We start from the raw sequence: 23,542 nt of genomic DNA on the forward strand, positions 1-23,542 counted from the left end.
AAAGAAAATTATATAGAGCGTTTCTATATTTGTCAATGTTTTTTCTTTACACTATAATGAAGTCAATATGATGCACTATATACACATTATCACGTTCTTATACATAACTCCATAAGAAAGCGACATTTCTTCTGAAAAAGGAGGCGGGACCTTTGAAGGCCGCAGGTGTAATTGTAGAATATAATCCGTTTCATAACGGACATGCTTATCATTTGCAAGAAACGAAAAACTTAACAGGCGCTGATGTTACCATTGCAGTAATGAGCGGTCCATTTTTGCAGCGCGGCGAGCCGGCGCTCGTTTCAAAGTGGACCCGGACAAAAATGGCCCTTTTAGGCGGCGTGGATCTTGTTGTGGAGCTTCCGTATGCGTTCGCCGTTCAACAGGCTTCCACCTTCGCAAGCGGTGCTGTATCGATTCTCCAGGCGCTCGGTGTTCACGAGCTTTGCTTCGGCAGCGAAAGCGGACAAATCCAGCAGTTTCTCTCCCTTGTGAAATTGCGTCAAACGCGTCAGGCTGCATTTGATGCAGCGGTTCGCTCCTTTATGCAGAAAGGAATTAGCTATCCAAAGGCGTTATCGGAAGCTTTCGCCGCCATTCAAGGAGAACAGACGATACTAGACATGTCAAAGCCTAACAACATTCTTGGATTTCATTATGTACAAGCGATTGCAGAACAAGGCAGCAGTATCGTTCCAAAAACAGTTCCGCGCCTTAGCGCACAGTATCATGATGAAACATTCGCATCTGCCTCCATCGCAAGTGCAACGAGCATACGAAAGCATCTTACATCGAACAGCGTAGACAGCGCTTCAGGGGTGATTCCTCCCTCTACGCTGCTAGAGCTTCAGGACTACCACGATATATACGGCATGTTTCACAATTGGGAACGATACTTTCCATTTTTAAAATATAAGCTGTTAACGATGTCTCCCGCACAGTTGGGCAGTATATATGAGGTGCAGGAGGGATTAGAGCATCGTATCTTATCCTCCGTAAAAGAAGCAGCTTCATTTGACTCGTTCATGGAAGCATTAAAAACAAAGCGCTACACATGGACACGCCTGCAGCGCTTACTCGTTCATGTGCTAACGCATACAACAAAGGAAGAGATGAACATAAAGACGCCAGCCTACATCCGGCTGCTTGGTATGTCAAAAAAGGGGCAAAGCTACTTATCAGCCTATAAAAAAAATGCTGCACTTCCCCTTGTCTCTAATCTTAAATCATTTTCACAGCCGCTTCTCGATCTTGATATAAGAGCAGGCAGTGTGTATTATTCCGTCCTGCCAGAGCCGCTGCAGTCTGCGATGCTGAAGCAGGACTATACGCAGCATCCGATTCGCTATGACGAAGATACAAAACGGTTTCAAATATAGCTGTAACCGAATGGTGCGAATCAGAAAAGCGCAAGCTCCCGGCTTAGCCAGGGCAGACAAACAACCCGCGCACAAAACGCGCGGCTCGGGCGAAACCTATTCATGGGATCTTTCCGTGTGCTCCTCACCATTGGAGGAGCTTTTTCGCCTTTTGCGCGGAAGATTATTCCAGGGATGAATGCAGACTGCTAAGGCTAGACAATCCCCCAGAAGGGAATGCTTTCTTGTTTTACTAAAATAAGGAAAGCGAGCCATTCTCCGCTTTCCTTACTTTTTTTCTTCTAGCTTTTCTAAAAATGCAAGCGCATCATCAAGTGTATCCACTGGAACAATCTTCATCTTCGTGCCGATGTCCTTTGCTGTTTTGACTGCCTCGTTATAATTTGAGTTCGCCGCACCTTGTTCATTTGGCGCGAAGAAAATTTCCGCACCAGCATCGCTTGCAGCGATAATCTTTTGTGAAATACCTCCAATTGGCCCGACCTGCCCCTTCGCATTCATTGTGCCCGTTCCTGCAATTTCCCAGCCCTTTGTGATATCGTTCTTTGTAAGCTGGTTGTAAATCTCCAGCGTAAACATGAGGCCAGCTGACGGTCCGCCAATACGGTGCGAATCAATTTTCACCTCTGGATCCACTTTAAGTTTTGTATTTGTTACAATTTGTACGCCAATTCCGATGCGTCCCCCTGCTCCTTGTATCGGCTCCAAAGGCAGAACAACCGTTTTCTCTTTCTTTTCTCGCACATACCGAATTTTTACTGTATCACCCTGTTTCTTTGTTTTCATATAGTCGATAAACTCTTCCGCTGATTGCAGTGACTGATCGTCCACAGCAATCAATTGGTCTCCTGCTTGCAGCTCCCTTTTAGCCGGCATCTTATCTGAAACTGCAATTACAATGACACCCGTATTCTCGTATGAAACTTGCTTACCAGCACGCTTATATGCGTTATAAATAGCAGCATCCTGCGACTCCTGCATAAGATGAAGCTGCTGGAATTGATAATCCTCATCACTTTGGCCAGTTGGCATAATCTCCTGCTTTTTGAAAATTTCGTGATATTTGTTCATTTTCGCAACAAGATAACTAATGACATTCGCTCGTGACATTGAGACAGTTACGAGCATAAAATCCCCTTTTTCCTTATAGCCATTCTCAATCTTCACATATTGGTCAAGTTCGTCTGCCAGCCCCGGTTTTGTAATGTAATACGGCAGCGGCACATACGTAATGCCAGCCGCAAACAAAGCAGCCAGCAAAAACACGAACAAGTACCGTAAACGCTTAAGTATCATTTCTCTGCTCCTTCCAATTTTCGATCAATGCATGAATCGCATCGATATGCTTCCTGGCCTCCTCCTCTCCCACAGCAATAATCTCCTCAAGGTCCGTAAAAGTCCGGGAACTAAAGCGTTCCACAGCAGGATGCATCATTAAATCTGATGCGGTTTGTCGGTGGTGAACAAGTTCATGCTGCATAATTTCGATGCTTTGCATAATCACGTCATAAATCGTTGTTACATCCCCCTGCACCTTAATAGGAGACACATCAACCGCAATAACAAGATCTGCTCCCAAGCTCTTCACGACAGATACAGGGATACGGTCAATCACGCCGCCATCAACAAGAAGACGGTCCCCCATTTTTTCCGGCACAAAAATACCGGGAATTGAAATGCTCCCCCTTACCGCTTCCGCAATCGGCCCTTCCGTCATGACAACCTTTTCCCCTGTTAGAATATCAGTTGCCACAACAGCTGTTGGAATATCCAGCTCTTCTAATTTTTTATTGTATGTAAGGACTCTAATCATATCTTTTACTCGTTTTCCGGAAATGAATCCCATTTTCGGCACAGTAAAGTCTAAATAATATTTACGCTTAAACAGCTTCGCGATTTGATACAGCCGGTCGACATCGCTTCCAGCAGCATAAAACACAGCAACGAGCGCCCCCATGCTGCTGCCGGCAATCATATCAATAGGAATGCCTGCTTCCTTCAATACCTTAATCACGCCAACATGTGCAAAACCCTTCGCTCCCCCAGAACCGAGGGCAAGACCGATTTTTGGTATACTCATATCCTCACCCTTTAGAAAATTTCTCTCTCTTTTCATCTTATGGTCTAAATGCTCCCCCTATCCTCGTATACTGAACTGAACGCTTGGACAAAAGGGGGGAGTGTATGCAAGCAAAACTAAAAACAGCTTTACTAGCTATTAGCATCACCTTTTTAACAGCTTCTCTCATCGCAAACCCGCAAGCCTCTCTGGAAGGTTCCATTCGCGGTCTTGATATGTGGTGGGAGGTCGTGTTTCCTTCTCTTCTGCCTTTCTTCATTGTATCAGAGCTTTTAATCGGGCTGGGGGTTGTAAACTTTATCGGTGTGGTGCTGGAGCCGCTTATGCGCCCTTTGTTCCGCGTGCCTGGCGTTGGCGCCTTTGTATGGGCAATGGGGATGGCTTCAGGATTCCCATCAGGCGCGAAACTAAGCGCTCGTTTACGTCAAGCAAAGCAGCTAAGCCGAATTGAAGCGGAGCGTCTCGTATCCTTCACAAACTCCTCCAACCCGCTGTTCATTTTCGGCGCTGTAGCTGTTGGTTTTTTTCAAAACCCAAATCTTGGCATGGTTCTCGCGGCTTCTCACTACATAAGCAATTTCGCAGTCGGATTGTTCATGCGGTTTTATGGTGCAAGCGAGACTGCTCCACCGGCTCAAAATCGCACATTCTCACTTCATTACGCCTTCGAAGTGCTGCATGAAAAAAGACTTGAAGAAAAACGTCCGATTGGAAAACTCATTGGAGACGCGATTGTCTCCTCTATTCAAACGCTGCTTATGGTCGGCGGTTTTATTATTTTATTCTCCGTCATGAACAAAATGCTCGCTGTCATCCACTTCACAGATGCTGTTAGTTCGATTATCTACTATGTACTAGCTATTGTTCAACTTCCAGGATCCTTTGCAACGCCGCTTTTGTCCGGCCTCTTTGAAATGACGCTCGGCAGTCAAATGACAAGTCAAACAGAGCATACAACGCTGCTGCAGCAGGCCATGGTCACAAGCTTCATCTTAGCCTTTAGCGGGCTATCTATTCATGCGCAGGTTGCCAGCATTATCGCCGACACTGATATTCGCTTTCGGCCCTATTTTATCGGCCGCATCATCCAAAGCATTGTCGCACCCATTTGTACGTATTTTCTCTGGCAGCCATTGTACGAGAATGTACATTCCCTTCGTCCTCACGAGCACGATATCCCTGTGTTAGGACCACAGACTGACGCAGCAGGAGGATGGGGCACAATCAGTGCCTACGGTCCCATCATTACACTTGCCTTCTTGTATATTTATGTATTTCTGCTCTTTCGGCGCCGGGCGCAAAAGTGAGAAAACCCCGTATCTACGGGGTTTTAAATTTCTCCTTTAATGCTTTTTCTACGGCGCGGGGAACAAGGTCTGCAACATTTCCCCCGTATCTGGCAACTTCTTTTACAATGCTCGAGCTCAGAAATGAGTACTGATTATTTGTCATCATAAAGAAGGTTTCAATGTTTTCCTCAAGCTTTCGGTTCATTGCGGTAATTTGCATTTCATACTCGAAATCCGATACTGCGCGTAATCCTCGCAAAATAGCGCTTGCATCCCTCTTGCGCGCGTACTCAACAAGCAGGCCGCTATGTACGTCTGCTTTTACATTTGGTATGTCCTTTGTTACCTCTTTAATGAGTTCAATTCTTTCCTCCACAGTAAAAAGCGGCTGCTTCGAAGAATTGTTCATCACTACTACATACACTTCATTAAAGACATTTGCGCCTCGCTTAATGATATCCAAATGTCCGAGCGTAATCGGATCAAAACTCCCCGGACAAATTGCTATACTTGCCATTCCTGCTCCCCGCCTCCTCATTCGTATTCATAAATGGATACAGCAGTAATGCCGTATTCTTCATGCTTTCTGCACACTAGACGGCCTACTGTTTCCGGCAAAACTACATCCACCGCATGCTCCGCCATAATCGTTCCATTCTTCGCCAGTAATTCGTGCTGGTCCAGAATGCTCATTAAGGCGACAAGCTGTTGTTGTTTATATGGCGGATCCAACAAAACAAGATCGAACACAAGCCCCCGCTTAATGAGAGCCTTCAAAGCGCGATCCGCGTCATTACGATACACCTCCGCTTGACTTGTCAATCGGCAGCTTTCTATATTTTGCCGAATAACCTGAACGGCTTTTGGGTCACGGTCAACAAAAATCGCCTTTTCCATTCCGCGGCTTAACGCTTCTATTCCTAAGCCTCCGCTCCCGCCAAACAAATCCAACGCTAATCCCCCGTCAAAATACGGACCGATCATATTAAAAATCGCTTCCTTTATCTTATCGGTTGTAGGGCGCGTTGTCTGACCGGGCACTGCCTTTAACGGATGTCCTTTGCATGTTCCTGAAACTACTCTCATGTTGATTCCTACCTTTGCTTACATTCATCCTTCATAATCCTAACATAAAACATCGGAAAGAAAAACCATTCATGCACGTTTCTTCCTAGAAAGCCTCGTGCACTCATTTTTATATTTTTTCATTCCCTATGTATAACTTTCCCTAAAAACGACAAGAATAAAGACAACAACATCACTTCAGGTGTTGTTGCCAACCGCGGAGAAGACTTACGTTTCCCCATAAGTTCTTCCTCCGGTTTCTCCTCTCCCTTTGCCTTCTTGCCGACGGTAATGTCGGTATAAGAAGGACCCTGCAAATGCAGGGTTTTTTTATTTTCTCCATCTTTTCAATGGTTTTATCAAATGATACAGTAAGAAATGCGGACGCGGCTTGATGCTGCTCCCTCGGAAGAATATTCTCCGGCACACAAGGCGCTTTTGCCTTTTGTGCCGGAGGTTATTCTGCAGACGGGGCATAGCCGCGGGAGCTGGACATTGAGTCAGAAAGGACAAAAGGAGGAGAACATATGATTCAACGTTTTATTGAACTGGGAGAAGGATATTCAGATTTGTATGAGCTGCTGGAGCTTGCAAAAGCAAACCGCCATCGTCTCGCCCATATGCTTGCATTTCACACGATCAAAAATAACAAGGCTGTTTGCTCGCTTGCTGTTGTACTGCATCCTACAACAGAAGGAAAATTTCAGCCAATTTATATATGCAGAGAGGGCATTCCCCTCTTAGAGGACAAAAAAAGCAAACGATATGAGCTGTTTGAAGAAACGGCTGCTTCGCTTGATAAGGAAGTCGTTGCCTTCACAGTAAAGCCCTCAACGACATTTCCCGAAACAGAGCTATACTATAGTCATCTCATCGGCATACTGCGTATGAACCGCTTTATCCCGCCTATGCAATAAAGAAAACTCGCCGATTGGCAAGCCGTTAGGCGAAGACAGAGGCGTAGTTGCACTTACACTTTATTCCTAAAGTTTCCTGCTACGTCGAACTAACTCCTAGCTGGAAACTTACGCTTTCTTAAAGTGTAAAGAAAACTCGCCGTTAGGCAAAGACAGAGGCGTAGTTGCACTTACACTTTATTCCTAAAGTTTCCTGCTACGTCGAACTAGCTCCTAGCTGGAAACTTATACTTTCTTAAAGTGTGAAGAAAACTTGCCGATTCGCGAGTCTTTAGGCGGAGATAAAGGCATAGTAGTACTAATACTTTACTCTTAAAATTTCCTACTGTGCTGAAGGGCTTCTCAGTTGGAAATGTATGATTTCTTACATGGCTAAGCAAGGCGGAATCAGCCCGTCTTGCTCCGGCTGAAAAACAGCCCGCGCATAAAGAGCGAAGCGGATTCACAGAAGATTTCCGTATGTTCCTCACCACTAAGGGCGCTTGTTCCCTTTACGTGGTGAGAGTTATTTGTCTGCGGGGAACTGGGTGCTGAAGCTAGGCAAAACTCCAAAAGCTTATACTTTCTGATCAAAAATAAAAAGCCCTCAGCATCGAGAGCTTTCTACTCAATTTTATAGTCGTACTCCTTTGCCCGATCTGGCTTGGATTCAAATTCCGTTTTCAAAAACGGACGATACGATGGCTCGACTCCTTTGACGAACGGAAAATGATTCAATTTCTCCATCATCGCATCCGCTTGATCCATATCGCAATACAGCACAACATACTTGAAGCGCTTTGATATATAATGAATATTGCCGTGTTTACGAAGAAGCTTTGCATGCTTGAGCGAATGCAAATACACAATGATTCCTTGTCGTTGTCCAAACATATTGAACTGCTCCTAAAAACATAAGCTGTTGTATGCATTTAGAGCAGAGCTCACCCCTTTCCTTTCCTTTCACTTTTCCGACTTATGAAGCACCATTGTCGATTTTACAGCTTTTCTCTATTTTGAATCCAAGTAATCTACCCATAATATGTTTTATTTCCAATGCTTACATTTCATGTAATATAGGCAAAAACAGCCAGGCCCGGAAATAGGGAAATACAATAGAACAAGGAATAAGCCGATTCCTCATCTTATTCCACTGTATCCGCTTTCGCCCGGCCAGAGAAAAACGGGAAATCATCCCGTTTTACAACCACAGCTGCCTCCGGAACCGCAGCCGCCGCCGCAGCCGCCGGCATCAAAAAATGGATTGCCCGTTGGCACTTTAATGGCCGGAGAAACTTCCTGCCCTATTAAAACGCTCACTTCATCAAGCAATTTTTGCATAGCATTCTCCGCTTTCTTAAAGGAAGCGATTGTTTCATGTAAATCCACTTGACGCTTTAGCTCGCGCATTTGCTTTGTAACAGATGAAAAATCGGGATGGTATTTCCCAAACCTCTGCACTTCCTCATAGCGCTCCTTGATGGCAGTGAACTGCCGAATGAGCTCCTGTGCAACATGGTCTTGCTTTAATGTATGGTAGCATTGTCGATAGTGCTCGGCTGTTTCTGATTGCACGATCATGCGGGCAAGCTGCTCCGCCTCGTCCAAAATCATTACACTCTCAAGCGTTGCAATTATCATATAAAGGACACCTCCCGATTACCTATCATACCATATTTGCAGCATAACTCCTAATCCTGCTTTTGGTACATAGAGTGCACAAGGGCAGCAGCCGTTCAGGCACGAATATGCTCTGCCACATTATATCTTATGATACTCCACGTCTCTTCTTTCAAGGCAACATAGTTAATGCAGGCATTGTTCAGAAATGTTTGAAACGTAACCTCATCAGGGCTGATCGCATGAAGCATAGCCTTAATCGCGTGTGCATGCGCAACAATAATGATGCGCTTGCCAGCATGCTGATTCGCAACATCCTGCAGCGCCGAAAAGCAACGCTCTACAATTTCTTGATCCGTTTCCATACCTTCTACATCGCCAGCAGCGATGCGATGGCGAACGTCGCGTACAGGCTTGCCAGATGCTGCCCCGAAATGCCGCTCTATAAAACGTTCATCTAGATGAATCACATCAAGTCCAACAGCATCGGCAATTTCCTTTGCCGTTTCATAGGCTCGTACTAACGGACTACTAATAATAACATCCCATTTCTCCCCGCGCAGTGCATGAGCGCTTTGCTTTGCCTGCTGTCTGCCGGTTTCATTGAGCGGGATATCCTCTCTCCCTTGGATAATCTCCTGGAAATTCCATTCTGTTTGTCCATGTCGTACTAAACAAATTTCCGTCATGCCGTAAGCTCCTTTTCGTATGATTGCTCTTTATTTTAACAGAACTTACGCATGACGGATACCCTTTTACTCTGCATTCGTATTTTGCTGCTTCATATACTGAAACATTTCAAGCATAATCGAAGCCATTGCCAGCTGGTTTTGAAACTTAGCAACCTGATCTGGGATTGTTTTTTTGTAGAATTGAAGCGCTGCCGTCTCAAATGCTTCCCTCTCTCCCGGATTACGTGAAAGTCGTCTATACCAATGCGGCTGCTGTCTTATATAGTTTTGTAAATCCTCCCGAGATTGCAAAAGTTCAATGAGCTCTTGTCTCATACACCCGCCTCCTAGTCTTTTTGGAAGAAAAACGGATTATTTTGTACCGGCTGTTGCTCTTGCTGCGGGGTGCTAGCGCCGCCCTTAAAGGACTGAACAACCTGCTGCACGCTTCCGATTACATTTGTTACGTTCGCTAAATGCTGCTGCATTTGATCCACATTCATATTTTTGATAAATGTCAGCATCTGTCCCACCCAGTCCTTTTTCGATTCCTCTTCGTGCATCACATTTGTTTGCGCTGCTGCCTGCTTCGTTTCTACTGCATTTTCCTTGTACGTGTTCCACACTGCATCCTGTTCGCCAAGTAAGTACCACTCTTCATAAAACTGCTGCCACGTCTTTTCTCCATTCCGTACAATTTGAATCATTTTTGGGTGATGGCGTACAAACTGTTTGAATTTTTGCACAGAAGGATGCTGTTGCCCTCGCGCTGTCGTCATAGTCCTCACCTCATTTATTAAAATCATATACTACATTGTAAGAAAAAAACGGCGCATGGTTCGCCTATTTTTAGGCGCTGCCCCGTTATTTTTGTGTAAAATTTTGTGTGTAATACATATCGTATACACCAACACCTAAGCTATTGAATTTTGAGTTTAGAACATTTTGGCGATGTCCCTCGCTATTGAGCCATCCTTGCACTGCAGCAATGCCGTCCGTATAGTTCGAGGCGATATTTTCGCCAGCCATCCGAAACGTCACCTTCCCACGCTCAAGCCGATCGCCGAGTGAACCAAACTGCGGCGATTCATGCGCAAAATAATTGCTATCCTTCATATCCTTACTATGTAAATAAGCAACCTCTGCTACTTCGTCATCCCACACAAGCGGCTTTAAATGATGACGAAGACGAATGATATTTGTTAAGTCTAAAATCTGCTTTGCATTCGCCGCTTCTACTTCTTTTTCCCTCTCCGCCGTCAACGATTGCGGATTCACCAGCACACCTGAATACATGAGCTGATAGGGCCGTTGCTTGAGCAGCGTCTCATTATCCATGTAGCGAATTCCAGCTAGCTGCTGCGTAAACTTATCAAAATACAGCTGTGCCCACCCATTTGAGACTGCAATTAACGGCTGTTCATTTACTTCTGACTCGGATAGCTCAAATTGATAGCTGCTATTATTGTAATCTAAATCAATTTCATACGAAAATGGAGATAATGCATAAATATCCCCATATTTTTGCCCAATATGGAACGGGGATATATCTACTTCCTGACCTGCAGCGTAGATGGTTACAACTTTATTTTGTAAAACACCGAACTGCACATATCGTGACAAATCAGTATTGTACACCCACCATTCATAATCATAGGAGGATGGCTCCACGCGCGACGGTTCTCCAAATGACGCTAATAGACTCTCCGAATCCTTTCCGAGCATTTGTGAGACGGCCTCAGAAGGCACTGCCTCTCCTTGCTTCTTTAATTGCGGCGTAACGACCTTGTTTAATTGAGAATCAGACGATTTCATATACTGTGAAACGATGAGCTTACCGTACAAATCAACAAATAATACAATAACGGTTAAAAGGAGAATAACCAATACCTTCTTCACTACAATATACCCCCTGTGCCTTGTATCCCGAGGTATACACACGGAATGCACAACAAGAATTCATATTCCATTTTTTCACAATAAAGCAATTACAAATACAATTTGTTTATATGCTAGTATATTCAATATATCATATTTTTTCTCGTCAAGCAGACATTCTCTCGTCCTTTTCACATCTTGTTTTTGTTTGTTTATTCATTGCGCTTTCACATTATTCGTACTATTATAAATTTAGGGAAAATTTTCATGTATATTAAGGGGGCTATACAATGAAATTTGAAAACACAGGACTTGATGGTCAGGTTGTGGATTTCACACTGCTGACAGAAGTAGCGAAGCAAAACGGGTTTGTTTTAGCAGGACAATGGGATTACGAACGTGTTACATACGACTATAAATTCGAAATGCTGCAGGATGTGTACTACCTGCGCCTTCAAGGATATGCGGTGGAAGGAGAGGTTGGTCACGGCTCTGCAAAAATTAAACTGTTAACCCCGCTTCTTGGCAAGCACTACTATCCGCATGGTGTAGAGTATGGTGAAGGGGAAAATTTTCCGAAAAACATAATAAACAAAAGCGAGCAGCTTTTAAAGAACGTGAAGGAAGCGCTGTCAAACCTTCCAGATCCACACTAAGTATATAAGGCGTATCAAGATGGATACGCCTTTATCAGTTGCTCTACCTGGATATAAACCGATTGAACAGGTAAGCCTGTTACTGACTCGATGCTCTCTTTAATCCTCTCTTGTACAGTAATGCACGTTGGCACAATAGCTGCCGTGCTATAAATAGCGACATTCACGTGAATCACAAGCCCCTTTTCCTGCTCCTCAATCCAAATCCCCTTTCTTCTAAAAGGACCGGGAAGCTTTGAGACGGCCTTACTCACCCCGAACACTTCATCTAGAGCCATCTCTACTAATTCCATTAACGTTCTCTTAGCAATGTACAGCATTCCGAGCGGCGGGATTTGCTGCATATCCATTATTATCCTCGCCTTTCCTTTTTCTATATCCTATGCCTTGCTTCCTATTTTGGACACAAAAAAAGCCTGGGAAGCTCCCCAAGCACTAAAAACCCAGCATGCAATGCGCTAATTACGATTCTGCTTGCACTAAGTTCAGGTAATATCTAAAGAGGCATAGCCGTTCACTTTCTTAACGGTTTAGACTGCAAATACGGCGGCACTTCATACGTTCCACTCTTCTCTTTTTCCCTTTCACTGCGTGACCATCGAAAAAAGACATACCCGATAATTGTTCCGTACACAATCTCCTGTATAACCTTCATAATCACACCGCCCGTTTGCTGATCGTCTAGAACAGGCATCCATCCTAGAAAATCCGGTCCTGTCAGCTGCAGAGAGGAGAGCGTATCAGCTGGTACGCAAAGCTCCATTGCCTTCATCCAAGCCTGCGGGTCCGTATAAGTAGCAAACAGCGGAGTGCTCGCAAAAATAATAAGAGCACAAGCCGGCGTGAGCAGCATACCGTTCGCAAACATATAGCCGATTTTTTTAATTTCGCTGAGCGTTTGATTATTCGGCAACGGATTTAAAACAGGCCACCACATCAGCAGCGCTGCAACGAATAAAACCGCTAGAAATAATGGATGCAGAAGATGGCTTTGTTTAACAGCATCAAACACAACAGGTAAATGGTAAATTGAAAACAGGCCATTAAACAAAAATAACGCAACAAGCGGTCTTCCGACTGTATTCAGAAGTATACGGATAAGCCTTGCTTGAATCACCCTCTCCAGCAGCCACTCGGGCAGCCCGAGCAACAATAGCGGCGGCACTGCCATATATAAAATGGCCATCTCCGTCATATGTGCACTAAAAATAATATGACCGAGCAAATCAATCGGGCCGCCCTTTATAAGATATAAGAGAACAATACCTGTGACAAAATAAAACTGCTGCTTTTTGCTTACTTTCTCAGCATTGGGAATATACGAGCGATATTTCCCAATGATTAGAAAATATGCAACTAGCACTAGAATCATCATCAATAAAAAGATAGGGCTCCATAACGCCTCAAAACCGAAAATCCATAAATTTTTCATTGATTACACCCCCTTCATAATTAAGAAAAACGGATACGGTCCGCTTTTATTCCATAGTAAAATGCGATTCCCAATCAAAGGTACTTTTTTCCCTTGCATACGGAAGATTATTTTATGAGAAGGAGCAGGCCGTGGGAGCTAAATACCTCCAAGACAACTTTCTTCCTCTTAAATAAAAGGGGATTGATGGTTATCAATCCCCTTTTATTTCTACCACCACATAAGTGTCATAAACGCTAAAATTGTCAATAAAGCGACAGCAATACCAGCGTATAGAAACAAAGCAGGCGCTTCATGTCCCTTGTGGCTCATATGCATAAAGTAGTACAGCTGGAATATAACTTGCACAACCGCAAGTAAAATAATGAACGGTACAGTGAAAATCGGATCAAATGTTTTCGGATACATGACTGCTAAAAACGCAACGAGCGTCAAGAAAATCATCAATGCAAACGAAATCACCTGATGCTTCATTTCCTCTGCATTCTTCTTCCTTCTGTACTCAATATTTACTTTCGAATTTATAATCCCAGGTTGTTTTGACGCCATTGTTTATCCCACCATTCCCATTAAATAAACTACAGTGAAAATAAACACCCAAACTACGTCGATGAAGTGCCAGTATAAGGACGCCACGTAATATTTCGGCGCGTTATACAAAGTTAAACCGCGCTTCGCATTACGAAGGATAAGCGCTGAAATCCAAAGCAAGCCGAAAGCGACGTGCGCACCATGTGTACCGACGAGCGTGTAGAACGCAGAACCAAACGCGCTGCTTTTAATCGTATGCTTGAAATGTGTAACATAATGATTAAATTCATAAATTTCAAGCCCTAAAAAGCCTGCACCTAACAAAACCGTAATAATGAGCCAAAGCTGCATTTGTTTGAAATTGAGGTTCTTCATATGATAAATCGCATATACACTTGTTAAACTGCTTGTTAACAAAAGCATAGTCGCCACAAAGACAATCGGAATCTCAAACAGCTCTTGTGTTGTCGGTCCGCCGTTTGTTGAATTTTTCAAAGCAAGATACGTTCCGAAGAGAGAGGCAAACAATACCGTCTCTCCCCCAAGGAACAGCCAAAAACCTAAGAATTTATTTTTCCCTTCTAGGGTCGCCTTCTCCGGATCAGCAGGAAGCGTTTCAAGGGTTAATCTTTCTTCTGCTTGCATTATGCCGTAACCCCCTTATCATCTCCATCTAAATCTTCCTTATGAATGTGATAGCCGTGGTCATCGATGACAGAACGCAGGAGCATGGAACCAAATGTGATAGCTAAGCCAATAAACGCGACAATCAGCCACTCGGTTTCCTTTCCGCCATTCATGTACATTGCTCCAAATGCAGCTATGAACAATCCTAAAGATGTCGTAAACGGAAGGAAAGAAGAGTTTGGCATATGAATATCGCCAACTGGTTCTGCAGGTGTTATTTCCTTGCGTCCTTCCATTTTTTCAATCCATAACGCATCTAAGCCGCGAACAAACGGCAATTGCTTAAAGTTGTATTCCGGAGTCGGCGCCTCTACCGACCACTCAAGCGTACGTGCATCCCATGGATCGCGTCCAGCCGCCTTGCCGGATACAGTTGTTTTCACAACATTCACTAATAAAACAATCGTTGCCAAGCCCATAAAAGCTGCACCAACAGAGCTGATTAGGTTTCCTGTTTCTAGACCCTGTCCTGGCAAATACGTAAAGTAACGACGCGGCATCCCCATCAAGCCAAGGAAATGCTGGATAAAGAATGTTAAATGGAAGCCGATAAAGAATAGCCAGAAGGTAATCTTGCCCAGCGTTTCATCGAGAATCTTGTTAAACATAAGCGGCCAATAATAATGTGCGCCTGCAAATAAACCAAATACAACGCCGCCCACGATTACATAGTGGAAATGCGCCACAACGAAATAGCTGTCGTGGAACTGATAATCCGCCGGCGCCGAAGCGAGCTGAACCCCTGTTACGCCGCCCATTACAAAGGATGGGATAAAAGCAACTGCATACATCATAGGAGTCGTAAAACGGATGCTTCCACCCCACATTGTAAATAGCCAGTTAAAAATCTTAATCCCTGTCGGAACAGCAATCGCCATTGTTGCCACAGCGAAAATCGCATTAGCTACCGGCCCCATACCAACTGTAAACATATGATGCGCCCATACCATGAAGCCTAAGAAGCCAATTAACACTGTCGCAAAGACCATAGAAGAATATCCGAATAAACGCTTCTTCGAGAACGTTGCGAAAACCTCAGAGAAAATACCAAATGCCGGAAGTACAAGAATGTATACTTCAGGATGTCCGAAAATCCAGAATAAATGTTCCCAAATAATTGTGTTTCCGCCAAGAGCCGGATCAAAGAATGCTGTACCGAATAAACGGTCAAGCATTAACAATGCCAAGCCAACTGTTAACGGCGGGAACGCAAACAAAATGAGTGCAGAAACGACGAACGCTGTCCATGTGAACATTGGCATACGCATATATGTCATACCCGGTGCACGCATATTGATGATGGTAACAAGGAAGTTAATTCCCCCAATTAACGTACCTATACCAGAAATCTGCAAGCCGAGAATATAGAAGTCTACGCCATGCGTTTGTGAAGCGAGCGTCAAAGATGCGTAAGACGTCCAGCCTGCATCTGGAGCGCCTCCTAAAAACCAGCTGCAGTTTAGGAATACACCCCCGAAGAAGAACAACCAAAAGCCCAATGCGTTAATGTACGGAAATGCTACGTCGCGTGCCCCAATTTGAAGCGGCACTACCGCATTTAAGAAAGCAAATATGAGCGGCATGGCCGCCAAGAAAATCATCGTTGTACCGTGCATTGTTAATACCTGGTTGTATGCATCCCCTACTAGGAAGTCATTGTTCGGTACAGCGAGCTGAAAGCGGATGAACAAGGCTTCAATTCCGCCGAAAACAAAGAATAATCCGCCCGCAACTAAATACAAAATGGCGATTTTCTTATGGTCTACCGTCGTTAAGTAATCCCAAAGAACGCTTTTTTTCTTTGCTACAGAACTCACGTTTTTACCTCCCCTTCGTGATTTTTCCCCTTATTTACTGCGTAACCTTTAAGCTCTTTAAATACACTGTCAAGGCGTCGATTTCTTGATCTGTCAAGTTGCCGTATTTCCCGGTCATTTTGTTGCCCGGTTTCATGCTTTCCGGATCCTTTAACCAGTTTTTGATGTTTTCGTCCGTTTGATCTGCAATACCTGCTACCAGATCGCGGTCACCGAAGTTAGCTAGGTTCGGTGCAATACGAGCAGCAGCGGGACGGGAGTCGTTGCCTGCTACAGCATGACAGCCCACACAGCTCTTTTGGAAAATCTGCTCTCCTTGTTGTGCCTGTGCAGTATCTGCAGTCCCTTTACCATCCTGTTTGCTCATGGCAGCCACCCAAGCTTTGTACTCGCTTTCATCAAGCGCTTTCACCTTGAATTGCATCAGCGCATGTGAAGGACCGCAAAACTCTGTACAAAATCCATTGTACGTTCCTGCTTTCTCGGCTTGAATCCACATCTTGTTTGTGTTTTCTGTATTTGTATCTATTTTCCCTGCCAAAGATGGGACCCAGAAGGCGTGCTTAATATCCGCTCCCTTTAAGTTTAAGTATACCTTTTTGCCAGTAGGGATGACCAATTCCTGAGACGTAACTACTTTATCCGTCTTATAAGCAAATTCCCACCAATAAAGGCGTGCTGTAACATCGACTACAACCGTGTCCTTATCAAGCTTTTTCTTTTCTGCTGCGCTGACATCCGCAAGCTTAAATGTGTATGTAACAGTAGGAACAGCTAAGATTAACAGCAAGAGAATTGGAATGACAGTCCAAATAATCTCCAGCTTATGACTCCCCTCCACTTGCTTCGGAATGATGTGCTCTTGACCCTTTTTCTGACGAAATTTCACAATTACGTAGAAAAAGATGACAGAGACAACCGCCACTACGAAAACCATAATTACGCTGGATAATATTAATAAATCATACTGCATCTTTGCTGCTTCGCCTTGCGGAATCAAAGTAGACTGAAATTCTTTACCGCATCCCCCTAACAGTAAAGACAGCAAGGAAACGAGCGAAAGCAATCGCCACTGTTTCTTCATGCAAACAAACCCCGCTTTCTTTGTTGATTAGATTTTACTTTATAGCAATTAAAGTAAATCCCGACGTAAAAAATCCCCTTGTCACTCAATAAAAAAACGCAATTTTCGGAATAATATATGTTTTTATAAGGCAATCGGAGTGACCCGATTGCCTTATCTAAAAACCAAACTTAGAACATCACAACTGCAATCATTAAACCAAACAAAATCAATAAGTAATTCAACGAATATACAAACATTTGAACAGACCATTTAATATCGTCCTTTGTACGGAAGCCATACAATCCAAGCACAAACCAACCGATATTTAAAAGTGTCGCAACTACCATAAATGTAACACCTAGCGAATGCATATAAAAAGGAAGCGGCAGCAAGCATGCGACCCAAATGATGATTTGCCGTTTTGTCATCTCAAAACCATGTACAACCGGCAGCATTGGAATGCCGGCTTTTCGGTATTCCTCAACACGCTTCATCGCCAATGCCAGGAAATGCGGAATTTGCCAAATGAACATAATTAAGAACATCATCCATGCGATGAAGTCCAAATTCGGATCAAGCGCGGCCCACCCGATAAGAGGCGGCACAGCTCCTGAAACACTCCCAATCACTGTGTTGAGCGTATATGCTCGTTTCGTCCATAATGAATAGAGTACTACATACGTAAACGTACCGATAAATCCAATAAACGCAGCCATTGGAGTTGTCAGCAATAAAAATGCAAAACCAAGTAATAATAGTACAATGCCGAGAGTTAAGACAAAATTCCCTTTAAACTTCCCTGTAACTGTCGGCCGATGCTTCGTCCGCTCCATTAAATGATCGATATCGCGGTCGATATAATTATTCAAACTGCAGGAACCAGCGATAATAAGCGACGAGCCAAGTAGTGTAAATACCATCTTATCAAGCTCACCTAAAAAACTGAGCCCATTATAATGGAGAGCGAGCCAAAAGCCCGTAAATGTCGTCAACGCGTTTGAATTGACAATCCCCATTTTCAAAAGCGCAAACATATCCTGCTTCCACGTCGTTTGCGGTACATCATTTACAGTTGACTGCTCGTGCACTTGTGTTGCTTGACTCACTTTCGTCAACCCCTTTCCATCCGTTTACAAACTGCTTTTCTATCTATACGGCAATATTATTACAGTAGAGATATTGTTTTATCAGTTCATAGTCTAAAATATACAAACTTGCTCGATTATATTAAATCACATTTCGCGAGAAAATTGTGAAGAAAACATGAACATTATGTGTCTTTTTCAAACAGGCTTTTCTTATCTGTTATAATCATACCATGAATTTGTTTCCATGATAAATAATTTTGTCCAAAATCGCACTGAATTGTTTAGAATTGGATATTTTTGTTGCCTTTTTGCCGCAAAATGTAAAAGATCTTGTGTTCTTCTATGTATCTGTACACCGTGCAAAACCATTTCCAATTGCTCACATCTCTTTGCTATTTTATAAAGTTTTATATATGATTAGGACTGTGACAAATTCGTTATTTATATATGGAAGCCTTATTTCATCAAAATATTGTAGCATAACTTCATTTCAGAAAGTAGGTGAACGGGTTGCGACGTTTCCTGAAACTGCTAGGAGTTGTAACCAGCTTAAATCTTTTATTTGTTCTGCTCGGTGGAGCTTTAGTCACAAAAACAGGTTCCGGACTTGGCTGCGGAAGACAATGGCCGCTTTGTCACGGACAAATTATCCCAGACCCGCTCACGCTTGAAACGGTAATTGAATTAAGCCATCGTCTCGTCTCCGGCTCGGCAGGGATTTTAGTATCTTTATTATGTGTGCTATCATGGCGGTACTTAGGACATATACGCGAAACGAAGCCGCTTGCCATTGTTTCCTTTTCCTTTTTATTAGCGCAGGCGCTAATTGGCGCAGCTGCAGTTGTATGGGGACAATCAGGCGCTGTACTGGCACTTCATTTTGGAATTTCTCTCATTTCATTCGCAGCCGTTATTTTGCAGACGCTTCTTATTTTTGAAGTAGATAAGAAGTTTGATGCACAGTCGGTTGCGCTCGATCACAAAATGAAATTTCATATTTATGGCATAGCCATTTACAGCTACATTGTCGTATACACAGGAGCTCTCGTTCGCCATGAACATGCAAGCTTAGCTTGCCCTACCTTCCCTATTTGCAGTAAAAACAGCCCGCTGCCGACACAATTTCACGAGTGGGTACAGATGGGCCACCGGTTTGCCGCACTCCTGATTTTCGTTTGGATCGGCTATGCATTGCTGCTCGCTGCGAGGGAATACCGAGGACAGCGCGTCATCTATTATGGCTGGCTAACTTCGTTCATTCTAGTCTGCCTTCAAGCTATATCGGGTATACTCATCGTATATACAGAATTAAATCTATACGTTGCTTTACTGCACGCGCTCTTCATTTCTTGCTTGTTCGCTGTGCTTTGCTACCTTGTTCTGCTTGCGACGCGAAGCAAAACAAGCAAACAAGCTAAAAGCGCTGCAGCAAACGATGATCGTTCCTTCCGTACAGAGCCTTTGTCTAAATAAGACAAAGGCTCTTTTCATAAAAACAAGTGGACTTCAGAGAGCCTGCTTCCTTCCGTCACAACAAAAGGACGCCTCTGACATTTGTCATAGACGTCCTCCTTTTATTACTTATCCAATTCGATAAGAAGATCCCCGGTTTGAATGGCATCGCCATTCTTCACGTACACTTCCTTAACAGAAGCTGAAAACGGAGCTTGTACTGTCGTTTCCATTTTCATCGCTTCCGTAATAGCGATTGTATCACCTTTTTTCACTTTATCGCCCGCTTTTACAAGTACCTTGATAACCGTTCCTGGCATCGTTGCACTAATATGGCTTGGATTATCGCGGTTTCCTTTTACGCGCTGCGCTACTGTAGATTGAATGCTTTCATCCTTCACGATGACCTCGCGCGGCTGTCCATTTAATTCAAAGTATACAACGCGTGTTCCATCCGGCTGCGGTTCCCCAATTGAAACAAGTCTTACAATCAACGTTTTTCCGCGCTCAATTTCTACTTCTGTCTCTTCCCCTAAGCGCATACCGTAGAAGAATGTTGGTGTATCCAAAACAGAGAGATTTCCAAATCTTTCATGAATGTTTTGATAATCCATAAACACCTTCGGATATAGAGCATATGAAAGCACATCAAACATCGTTACTTGACGATTCAGCTTATGGAACAGCTCTTCCTGCAGCTTGTTAAAGTCTACCGGCTCAAGCAATTCACCAGGACGAACCGTGAGAGGCTGTTTGCCCTTTAGAATAATGCGCTGCAGCTCTACCGGGAATCCTCCATGCGGCTGGCCAAGATAGCCTTCGAACATTTCCACAACAGAATCCGGGAAGTCAAGCGTTGCGCCGCGCTCGAAAATATCTTCCTCCGTTAGATTGTTTTGAACCATAAACAACGCCATGTCTCCTACTACCTTTGAGGATGGTGTTACCTTTACGATATCGCCAAACAAATCATTGACGCGGCGGTACATAACTGTTACTTCATCGAAACGCTCGCCAAGACCAACAGCTTTTGCCTGCTGCTGCAGATTGCTGTATTGTCCGCCCGGCATTTCGTGCATATATACATCCGTGTGCGGCGCGTTCATCCCGCTTTCAAAACGGGCATAATATTTGCGCGTATCTTCCCAATAACGGGACAACTGCTCAAGTGAATTGATATTTACATCTGGCTGACGCTTATGTCCTTCTAACGCATAGTATAATCCGTTCGCGCTCGGCTGAGATGTTAAGCCCGCCATAGAGCTTACCGCTACGTCTACAATATCAACACCAGCCTCAATTGCCTTTGCGTAAGTGTAAATACCATTTCCGCTCGTATCATGCGTATGAAGATGGATTGGAAGCGATACAGCATCCTTTAGAGCGGATACCAAATCATAAGCAGCCTGCGGCTTTAAAAGTCCAGCCATATCTTTAATGCCTAAAATATGAGCACCTGCTGCCTCAAGCTCCTTCGCCATGTTTGTGTAGTATTTCAGATCGTATTTGCTGCGAGATGGATCATGAATATCTCCTGTGTAGCAAATAGCCGCCTCAGCAAGCTTACCGCTCTGACGAACCGCATCAATTGCAACGCGCATTCCCTCAACCCAGTTTAAGCTATCAAATACACGGAACACATCAATTCCCGCTTGCGCAGAGCTTTCTACAAACTTTTGGATGACATTGTCCGGGTAGTTTGTATATCCAACTGCATTAGATGCGCGCAGAAGCATTTGAAACAATACGTTCGGAACACGCTTGCGAAGCTGCAGCAATCTTTCCCATGGATCTTCTTTTAAAAAGCGGTACGCCACATCGAACGTCGCGCCGCCCCACATTTCCATGGAGAACAAATTCGGCAGCAAGTGAGCAGTAGGCTCAGCAATATTTTTCAAATCCTGTGTACGAACTCTCGTCGCCAATAACGATTGGTGCGCATCACGGAATGTTGTATCAGTAAGCAATACTTTCTTTTGCTCCTGCACCCATTTCACTAAACCATCGGCACCGCGCTCGTCTAGGATGTTTTTCGTTCCTGTTAACGGTTCTGCATAGTCAAATTTCGGCATGCGAGGCTCAGCGAAAATTGGTTTTTCGTTTTTACCGATCCCCGGGAAGCCGTTAACCGTGATGGATCCGATATATGTGAGCATTTTCGTTCCGCGGTCTTTTCTTTTCGGGAATACGAACAGTTCCGGTGTTGTATCAATAAAGGATGTATCGTATTCTCCAGATAGGAAATTCGGATGCTTTACTACGTTTTCTAAGAACGGAATATTCGTTTTAATACCGCGAATACGGAATTCCTTCAGGTTTCGCTCCATTTTCGCAGCTGCTTGCTCAAATGTGAGCGCCCATGTTGTTACTTTTACAAGCAAAGAATCGTAATACGGTGTAATGACAGCGCCTTGGAAACTATTTCCTGTATCTAAACGCACCCCAAAGCCGCCGCCTGAACGATATGCCATAATTTTTCCTGTATCTGGCATAAAGTTGTTAAGCGGGTCTTCTGTCGTTACACGTGATTGGATCGCATAGCCGTGCGTTTGAATTTTATCCTGATGCGGGATAGCGACTCTGTCGCTATGTAATGTATAGCCATCCGCAATTAAAATTTGCGTCTGAACAATGTCAACTCCCGTAATCATCTCAGTAATTGTATGCTCTACTTGAATGCGCGGATTTACCTCGATGAAATAGAATTTATCATCCTTTACAAGAAACTCTACTGTACCTGCGTTGATATACTTTACATTTGCTGATAACTTGACAGCCGCTTCGCAAATTTCATTGCGCAAGCCTTCCGAAAGAGAAACGCTCGGCGCTACTTCAACAACCTTTTGGTGACGGCGCTGTACGGAGCAATCACGTTCAAACAAGTGAACAATATTGCCGCTCTTGTCAGCAAGAATTTGAACCTCAATATGCTTTGGATTTTCTACAAACTTCTCTACATATACTTCATCGCTTCCAAAGGCTGCCTTTGCTTCGGATTTTGCACGCTCGTATGCTTCCTGTAATTCAGACTCCGAGCGAACGATACGCATACCGCGGCCGCCGCCGCCAAGAGCTGCTTTAATGATAATAGGATAGTCATATGTTTGCGCGAAGCTTTGCACTTCTTCTAAGCCTTCAACCGGACCGTCACTGCCCGGGATAACAGGAATGCCTGCAGCCAATGCTTGTCCTCTTGCTTTGACCTTATCCCCGAACATATCCAGATGTTCGCTTTTTGGTCCGATAAAAATAATTCCCTCTTCTTCGCAGCGTCTGGCAAATTGAATATTCTCAGATAAAAACCCGTAACCTGGATGAATCGCATCTACACCGTTACGTTTTGCAATTGCAATAATTCCTTCAATATCAAGATATGCATCAATTGGCTTTTTGCCTTCCCCGACTAGATACGCCTCGTCCGCTTTATAGCGGTGATACGAGCCCGCATCTTCCTTCGAGTAAATCGCAACAGTCCGCAATCCGAGTTCTGTACATGCGCGGAACACACGAATCGCGATTTCACCGCGGTTTGCAACTAATACCTTTTGAATGTTCTGCAGCTTTTTCATACATTCTCCCCTTTTCGTGCTGTTTGTTGAAACGCATTTCAATCATCATACAACATTTTTCAGAATTTGATAAGATTTCTGTATTATTCATTTTATACAGGAAGTATAACACACATATCCGAAAGTAACTATAAAAAATATGTCATTTTAAAACAGATATGACATACTATTCCTTTCTAAAAACATAAAAAAGGAGGTTATATGACACAATTTATAGTAAACCTATCGTTATAACGAAACTTTCCTTTACATAGGGTTATATTTTTTAGAGGAAGACATTCATCAAAAAACATAATTTTTTATTATCTTTTTTGATGAAATTTAGCATCTGTTGCATAATTTTTTATAAAAATGATGAAACAAACA

Annotated in this window: 23 protein-coding genes; 5 read left to right on the plus strand and 18 right to left on the minus strand. The window is 43.7% G+C overall.

Annotated features, from left to right (window positions below; translation table 11 throughout):
- Positions 1–152: 152 nt before the first annotated feature.
- On the plus strand, positions 153–1,379 hold the full coding sequence (locus AC6HZ4_RS18815; RefSeq protein WP_497491229.1) for a nucleotidyltransferase: 1,227 nt from the start codon (positions 153–155) through the stop codon (positions 1,377–1,379).
- A gap of 267 nt (positions 1,380–1,646) precedes the next feature.
- Here the strand turns inward: AC6HZ4_RS18815 and AC6HZ4_RS18820 are convergent, their stop codons facing one another.
- Positions 1,647–2,672 (minus strand): SepM family pheromone-processing serine protease, encoded by a 1,026-nt coding sequence (locus AC6HZ4_RS18820; protein ID WP_497495769.1) that lies wholly within the window; start codon positions 2,670–2,672, stop codon positions 1,647–1,649.
- Positions 2,665–3,459, minus strand: coding sequence for a patatin-like phospholipase family protein (locus AC6HZ4_RS18825; protein ID WP_497491230.1), 795 nt, complete (start codon positions 3,457–3,459; stop codon positions 2,665–2,667). Before AC6HZ4_RS18825 ends, AC6HZ4_RS18820 begins: the two co-directional genes overlap by 8 nt.
- 104 nt (positions 3,460–3,563) lie before the next feature.
- Between AC6HZ4_RS18825 and ylbJ the strand changes: the two genes are divergently transcribed.
- Positions 3,564–4,766, plus strand: coding sequence for a sporulation integral membrane protein YlbJ (ylbJ, locus tag AC6HZ4_RS18830; RefSeq protein ID WP_497491231.1), 1,203 nt, complete (start codon positions 3,564–3,566; stop codon positions 4,764–4,766).
- Positions 4,767–4,779: 13 nt separating this feature from the next.
- On the opposite strand, the gene coaD is transcribed toward ylbJ, so the two are convergent.
- On the minus strand, positions 4,780–5,265 hold the full coding sequence (gene coaD, locus AC6HZ4_RS18835) for a pantetheine-phosphate adenylyltransferase (RefSeq protein ID WP_497491232.1): 486 nt from the start codon (positions 5,263–5,265) through the stop codon (positions 4,780–4,782).
- Between the two features lie 17 nt (positions 5,266–5,282).
- Positions 5,283–5,834 carry a 16S rRNA (guanine(966)-N(2))-methyltransferase RsmD gene (gene rsmD / locus AC6HZ4_RS18840; RefSeq protein WP_497491233.1) on the minus strand — a complete coding sequence of 184 codons (552 nt, stop codon included), beginning with the start codon at positions 5,832–5,834 and terminating at the stop codon, positions 5,283–5,285.
- A 506-nt stretch (positions 5,835–6,340) separates the two neighbouring features.
- On the opposite strand from rsmD, the gene AC6HZ4_RS18845 reads away from it, so the two are divergent.
- Positions 6,341–6,730, plus strand: coding sequence for a DUF7147 family protein (locus AC6HZ4_RS18845; protein WP_497491235.1), 390 nt, complete (start codon positions 6,341–6,343; stop codon positions 6,728–6,730).
- A gap of 603 nt (positions 6,731–7,333) precedes the next feature.
- On the opposite strand, the gene AC6HZ4_RS18850 is transcribed toward AC6HZ4_RS18845, so the two are convergent.
- The 6 genes from AC6HZ4_RS18850 to AC6HZ4_RS18875 form a co-directional block, all read right to left on the minus strand.
- Positions 7,334–7,603 (minus strand): YlbG family protein, encoded by a 270-nt coding sequence (locus AC6HZ4_RS18850; protein WP_497491236.1) that lies wholly within the window; start codon positions 7,601–7,603, stop codon positions 7,334–7,336.
- 297 nt (positions 7,604–7,900) lie between these two features.
- Positions 7,901–8,350, minus strand: a complete 450-nt coding sequence (locus AC6HZ4_RS18855; RefSeq protein WP_497491237.1) for a YlbF/YmcA family competence regulator — start codon at positions 8,348–8,350, stop codon at positions 7,901–7,903.
- 95 nt (positions 8,351–8,445) lie between these two features.
- The gene (locus tag AC6HZ4_RS18860) at positions 8,446–9,018 is read right to left on the minus strand and encodes a histidine phosphatase family protein (RefSeq protein WP_497491238.1); all 573 of its coding nucleotides are present in this window, start codon (positions 9,016–9,018) and stop codon (positions 8,446–8,448) included.
- 66 nt (positions 9,019–9,084) lie between these two features.
- Positions 9,085–9,336 (minus strand): YlbE-like family protein, encoded by a 252-nt coding sequence (locus AC6HZ4_RS18865; protein ID WP_497491240.1) that lies wholly within the window; start codon positions 9,334–9,336, stop codon positions 9,085–9,087.
- 11 nt (positions 9,337–9,347) lie between these two features.
- Positions 9,348–9,779 carry a YlbD family protein gene (locus tag AC6HZ4_RS18870; RefSeq protein ID WP_497491241.1) on the minus strand — a complete coding sequence of 144 codons (432 nt, stop codon included), beginning with the start codon at positions 9,777–9,779 and terminating at the stop codon, positions 9,348–9,350.
- 85 nt (positions 9,780–9,864) lie between these two features.
- Entirely contained in the window at positions 9,865–10,899 is a 1,035-nt protein-coding gene (locus AC6HZ4_RS18875; protein WP_497491242.1) for a CAP domain-containing protein, read from the minus strand.
- Between the two features lie 269 nt (positions 10,900–11,168).
- Between AC6HZ4_RS18875 and AC6HZ4_RS18880 the strand changes: the two genes are divergently transcribed.
- Positions 11,169–11,534 (plus strand): YugN family protein, encoded by a 366-nt coding sequence (locus tag AC6HZ4_RS18880; RefSeq protein WP_497491243.1) that lies wholly within the window; start codon positions 11,169–11,171, stop codon positions 11,532–11,534.
- Positions 11,535–11,548: 14 nt separating this feature from the next.
- Here the strand turns inward: AC6HZ4_RS18880 and AC6HZ4_RS18885 are convergent, their stop codons facing one another.
- The 7 genes from AC6HZ4_RS18885 to cyoE form a co-directional block, all read right to left on the minus strand.
- Complete coding sequence (locus tag AC6HZ4_RS18885; protein WP_497491244.1) at positions 11,549–11,884, minus strand: Asp23/Gls24 family envelope stress response protein; 336 nt, start codon at positions 11,882–11,884, stop codon at positions 11,549–11,551.
- Positions 11,885–12,048: 164 nt separating this feature from the next.
- On the minus strand, positions 12,049–12,966 hold the full coding sequence (gene ctaG, locus AC6HZ4_RS18890) for a cytochrome c oxidase assembly factor CtaG (RefSeq protein ID WP_497491245.1): 918 nt from the start codon (positions 12,964–12,966) through the stop codon (positions 12,049–12,051).
- Between the two features lie 210 nt (positions 12,967–13,176).
- Positions 13,177–13,515 (minus strand): cytochrome c oxidase subunit IVB, encoded by a 339-nt coding sequence (gene ctaF, locus AC6HZ4_RS18895; protein WP_497491246.1) that lies wholly within the window; start codon positions 13,513–13,515, stop codon positions 13,177–13,179.
- Positions 13,516–13,518: 3 nt separating this feature from the next.
- Complete coding sequence (locus AC6HZ4_RS18900; RefSeq protein ID WP_497491247.1) at positions 13,519–14,142, minus strand: cytochrome (ubi)quinol oxidase subunit III; 624 nt, start codon at positions 14,140–14,142, stop codon at positions 13,519–13,521.
- Entirely contained in the window at positions 14,142–16,001 is a 1,860-nt protein-coding gene (ctaD, locus tag AC6HZ4_RS18905) for a cytochrome c oxidase subunit I (RefSeq protein WP_497491248.1), read from the minus strand. Before ctaD ends, AC6HZ4_RS18900 begins: the two co-directional genes overlap by 1 nt.
- A 34-nt stretch (positions 16,002–16,035) precedes the next feature.
- Complete coding sequence (gene coxB / locus AC6HZ4_RS18910; protein WP_497491249.1) at positions 16,036–17,085, minus strand: cytochrome c oxidase subunit II; 1,050 nt, start codon at positions 17,083–17,085, stop codon at positions 16,036–16,038.
- Positions 17,086–17,255: 170 nt separating this feature from the next.
- Positions 17,256–18,101, minus strand: coding sequence for a heme o synthase (gene cyoE, locus AC6HZ4_RS18915; protein WP_497495770.1), 846 nt, complete (start codon positions 18,099–18,101; stop codon positions 17,256–17,258).
- A gap of 564 nt (positions 18,102–18,665) precedes the next feature.
- Here cyoE and AC6HZ4_RS18920 point away from each other — a divergent pair.
- On the plus strand, positions 18,666–19,628 hold the full coding sequence (locus AC6HZ4_RS18920; RefSeq protein WP_497491250.1) for a COX15/CtaA family protein: 963 nt from the start codon (positions 18,666–18,668) through the stop codon (positions 19,626–19,628).
- A 104-nt stretch (positions 19,629–19,732) separates the two neighbouring features.
- Here the strand turns inward: AC6HZ4_RS18920 and pyc are convergent, their stop codons facing one another.
- Positions 19,733–23,176, minus strand: a complete 3,444-nt coding sequence (gene pyc / locus AC6HZ4_RS18925) for a pyruvate carboxylase (protein WP_497491251.1) — start codon at positions 23,174–23,176, stop codon at positions 19,733–19,735.
- Between the last annotated feature and the right edge of the window lie 366 nt (positions 23,177–23,542).

This window comes from Ectobacillus sp. OTK, assembly GCF_059698935.1.

What these genes read in the sequence shown, in the direction of transcription:
- AC6HZ4_RS18825 (WP_497491230.1), bottom strand. Translation starts at nt 3,459, where the DNA reads ATGAGTATACCAAAAATCGGTCTTGCCCTCGGTTCTGGGGGAGCGAAG.
- ylbJ (WP_497491231.1), top strand. Translation starts at nt 3,564, where the DNA reads ATGCAAGCAAAACTAAAAACAGCTTTACTAGCTATTAGCATCACCTTT.
- coaD (WP_497491232.1), bottom strand. Translation starts at nt 5,265, where the DNA reads ATGGCAAGTATAGCAATTTGTCCGGGGAGTTTTGATCCGATTACGCTC.
- rsmD (WP_497491233.1), bottom strand. Translation starts at nt 5,834, where the DNA reads ATGAGAGTAGTTTCAGGAACATGCAAAGGACATCCGTTAAAGGCAGTG.
- AC6HZ4_RS18845 (WP_497491235.1), top strand. Translation starts at nt 6,341, where the DNA reads ATGATTCAACGTTTTATTGAACTGGGAGAAGGATATTCAGATTTGTAT.
- AC6HZ4_RS18850 (WP_497491236.1), bottom strand. Translation starts at nt 7,603, where the DNA reads ATGTTTGGACAACGACAAGGAATCATTGTGTATTTGCATTCGCTCAAG.
- AC6HZ4_RS18855 (WP_497491237.1), bottom strand. Translation starts at nt 8,350, where the DNA reads ATGATAATTGCAACGCTTGAGAGTGTAATGATTTTGGACGAGGCGGAG.
- AC6HZ4_RS18860 (WP_497491238.1), bottom strand. Translation starts at nt 9,018, where the DNA reads ATGACGGAAATTTGTTTAGTACGACATGGACAAACAGAATGGAATTTC.
- AC6HZ4_RS18865 (WP_497491240.1), bottom strand. Translation starts at nt 9,336, where the DNA reads ATGAGACAAGAGCTCATTGAACTTTTGCAATCTCGGGAGGATTTACAA.
- AC6HZ4_RS18870 (WP_497491241.1), bottom strand. Translation starts at nt 9,779, where the DNA reads ATGACGACAGCGCGAGGGCAACAGCATCCTTCTGTGCAAAAATTCAAA.
- AC6HZ4_RS18880 (WP_497491243.1), top strand. Translation starts at nt 11,169, where the DNA reads ATGAAATTTGAAAACACAGGACTTGATGGTCAGGTTGTGGATTTCACA.
- AC6HZ4_RS18885 (WP_497491244.1), bottom strand. Translation starts at nt 11,884, where the DNA reads ATGGATATGCAGCAAATCCCGCCGCTCGGAATGCTGTACATTGCTAAG.
- ctaG (WP_497491245.1), bottom strand. Translation starts at nt 12,966, where the DNA reads ATGAAAAATTTATGGATTTTCGGTTTTGAGGCGTTATGGAGCCCTATC.
- ctaF (WP_497491246.1), bottom strand. Translation starts at nt 13,515, where the DNA reads ATGGCGTCAAAACAACCTGGGATTATAAATTCGAAAGTAAATATTGAG.
- AC6HZ4_RS18900 (WP_497491247.1), bottom strand. Translation starts at nt 14,142, where the DNA reads ATGCAAGCAGAAGAAAGATTAACCCTTGAAACGCTTCCTGCTGATCCG.
- coxB (WP_497491249.1), bottom strand. Translation starts at nt 17,085, where the DNA reads ATGAAGAAACAGTGGCGATTGCTTTCGCTCGTTTCCTTGCTGTCTTTA.
- cyoE (WP_497495770.1), bottom strand. Translation starts at nt 18,101, where the DNA reads ATGTTTGCGCTTTTGAAAATGGGGATTGTCAATTCAAACGCGTTGACG.
- pyc (WP_497491251.1), bottom strand. Translation starts at nt 23,176, where the DNA reads ATGAAAAAGCTGCAGAACATTCAAAAGGTATTAGTTGCAAACCGCGGT.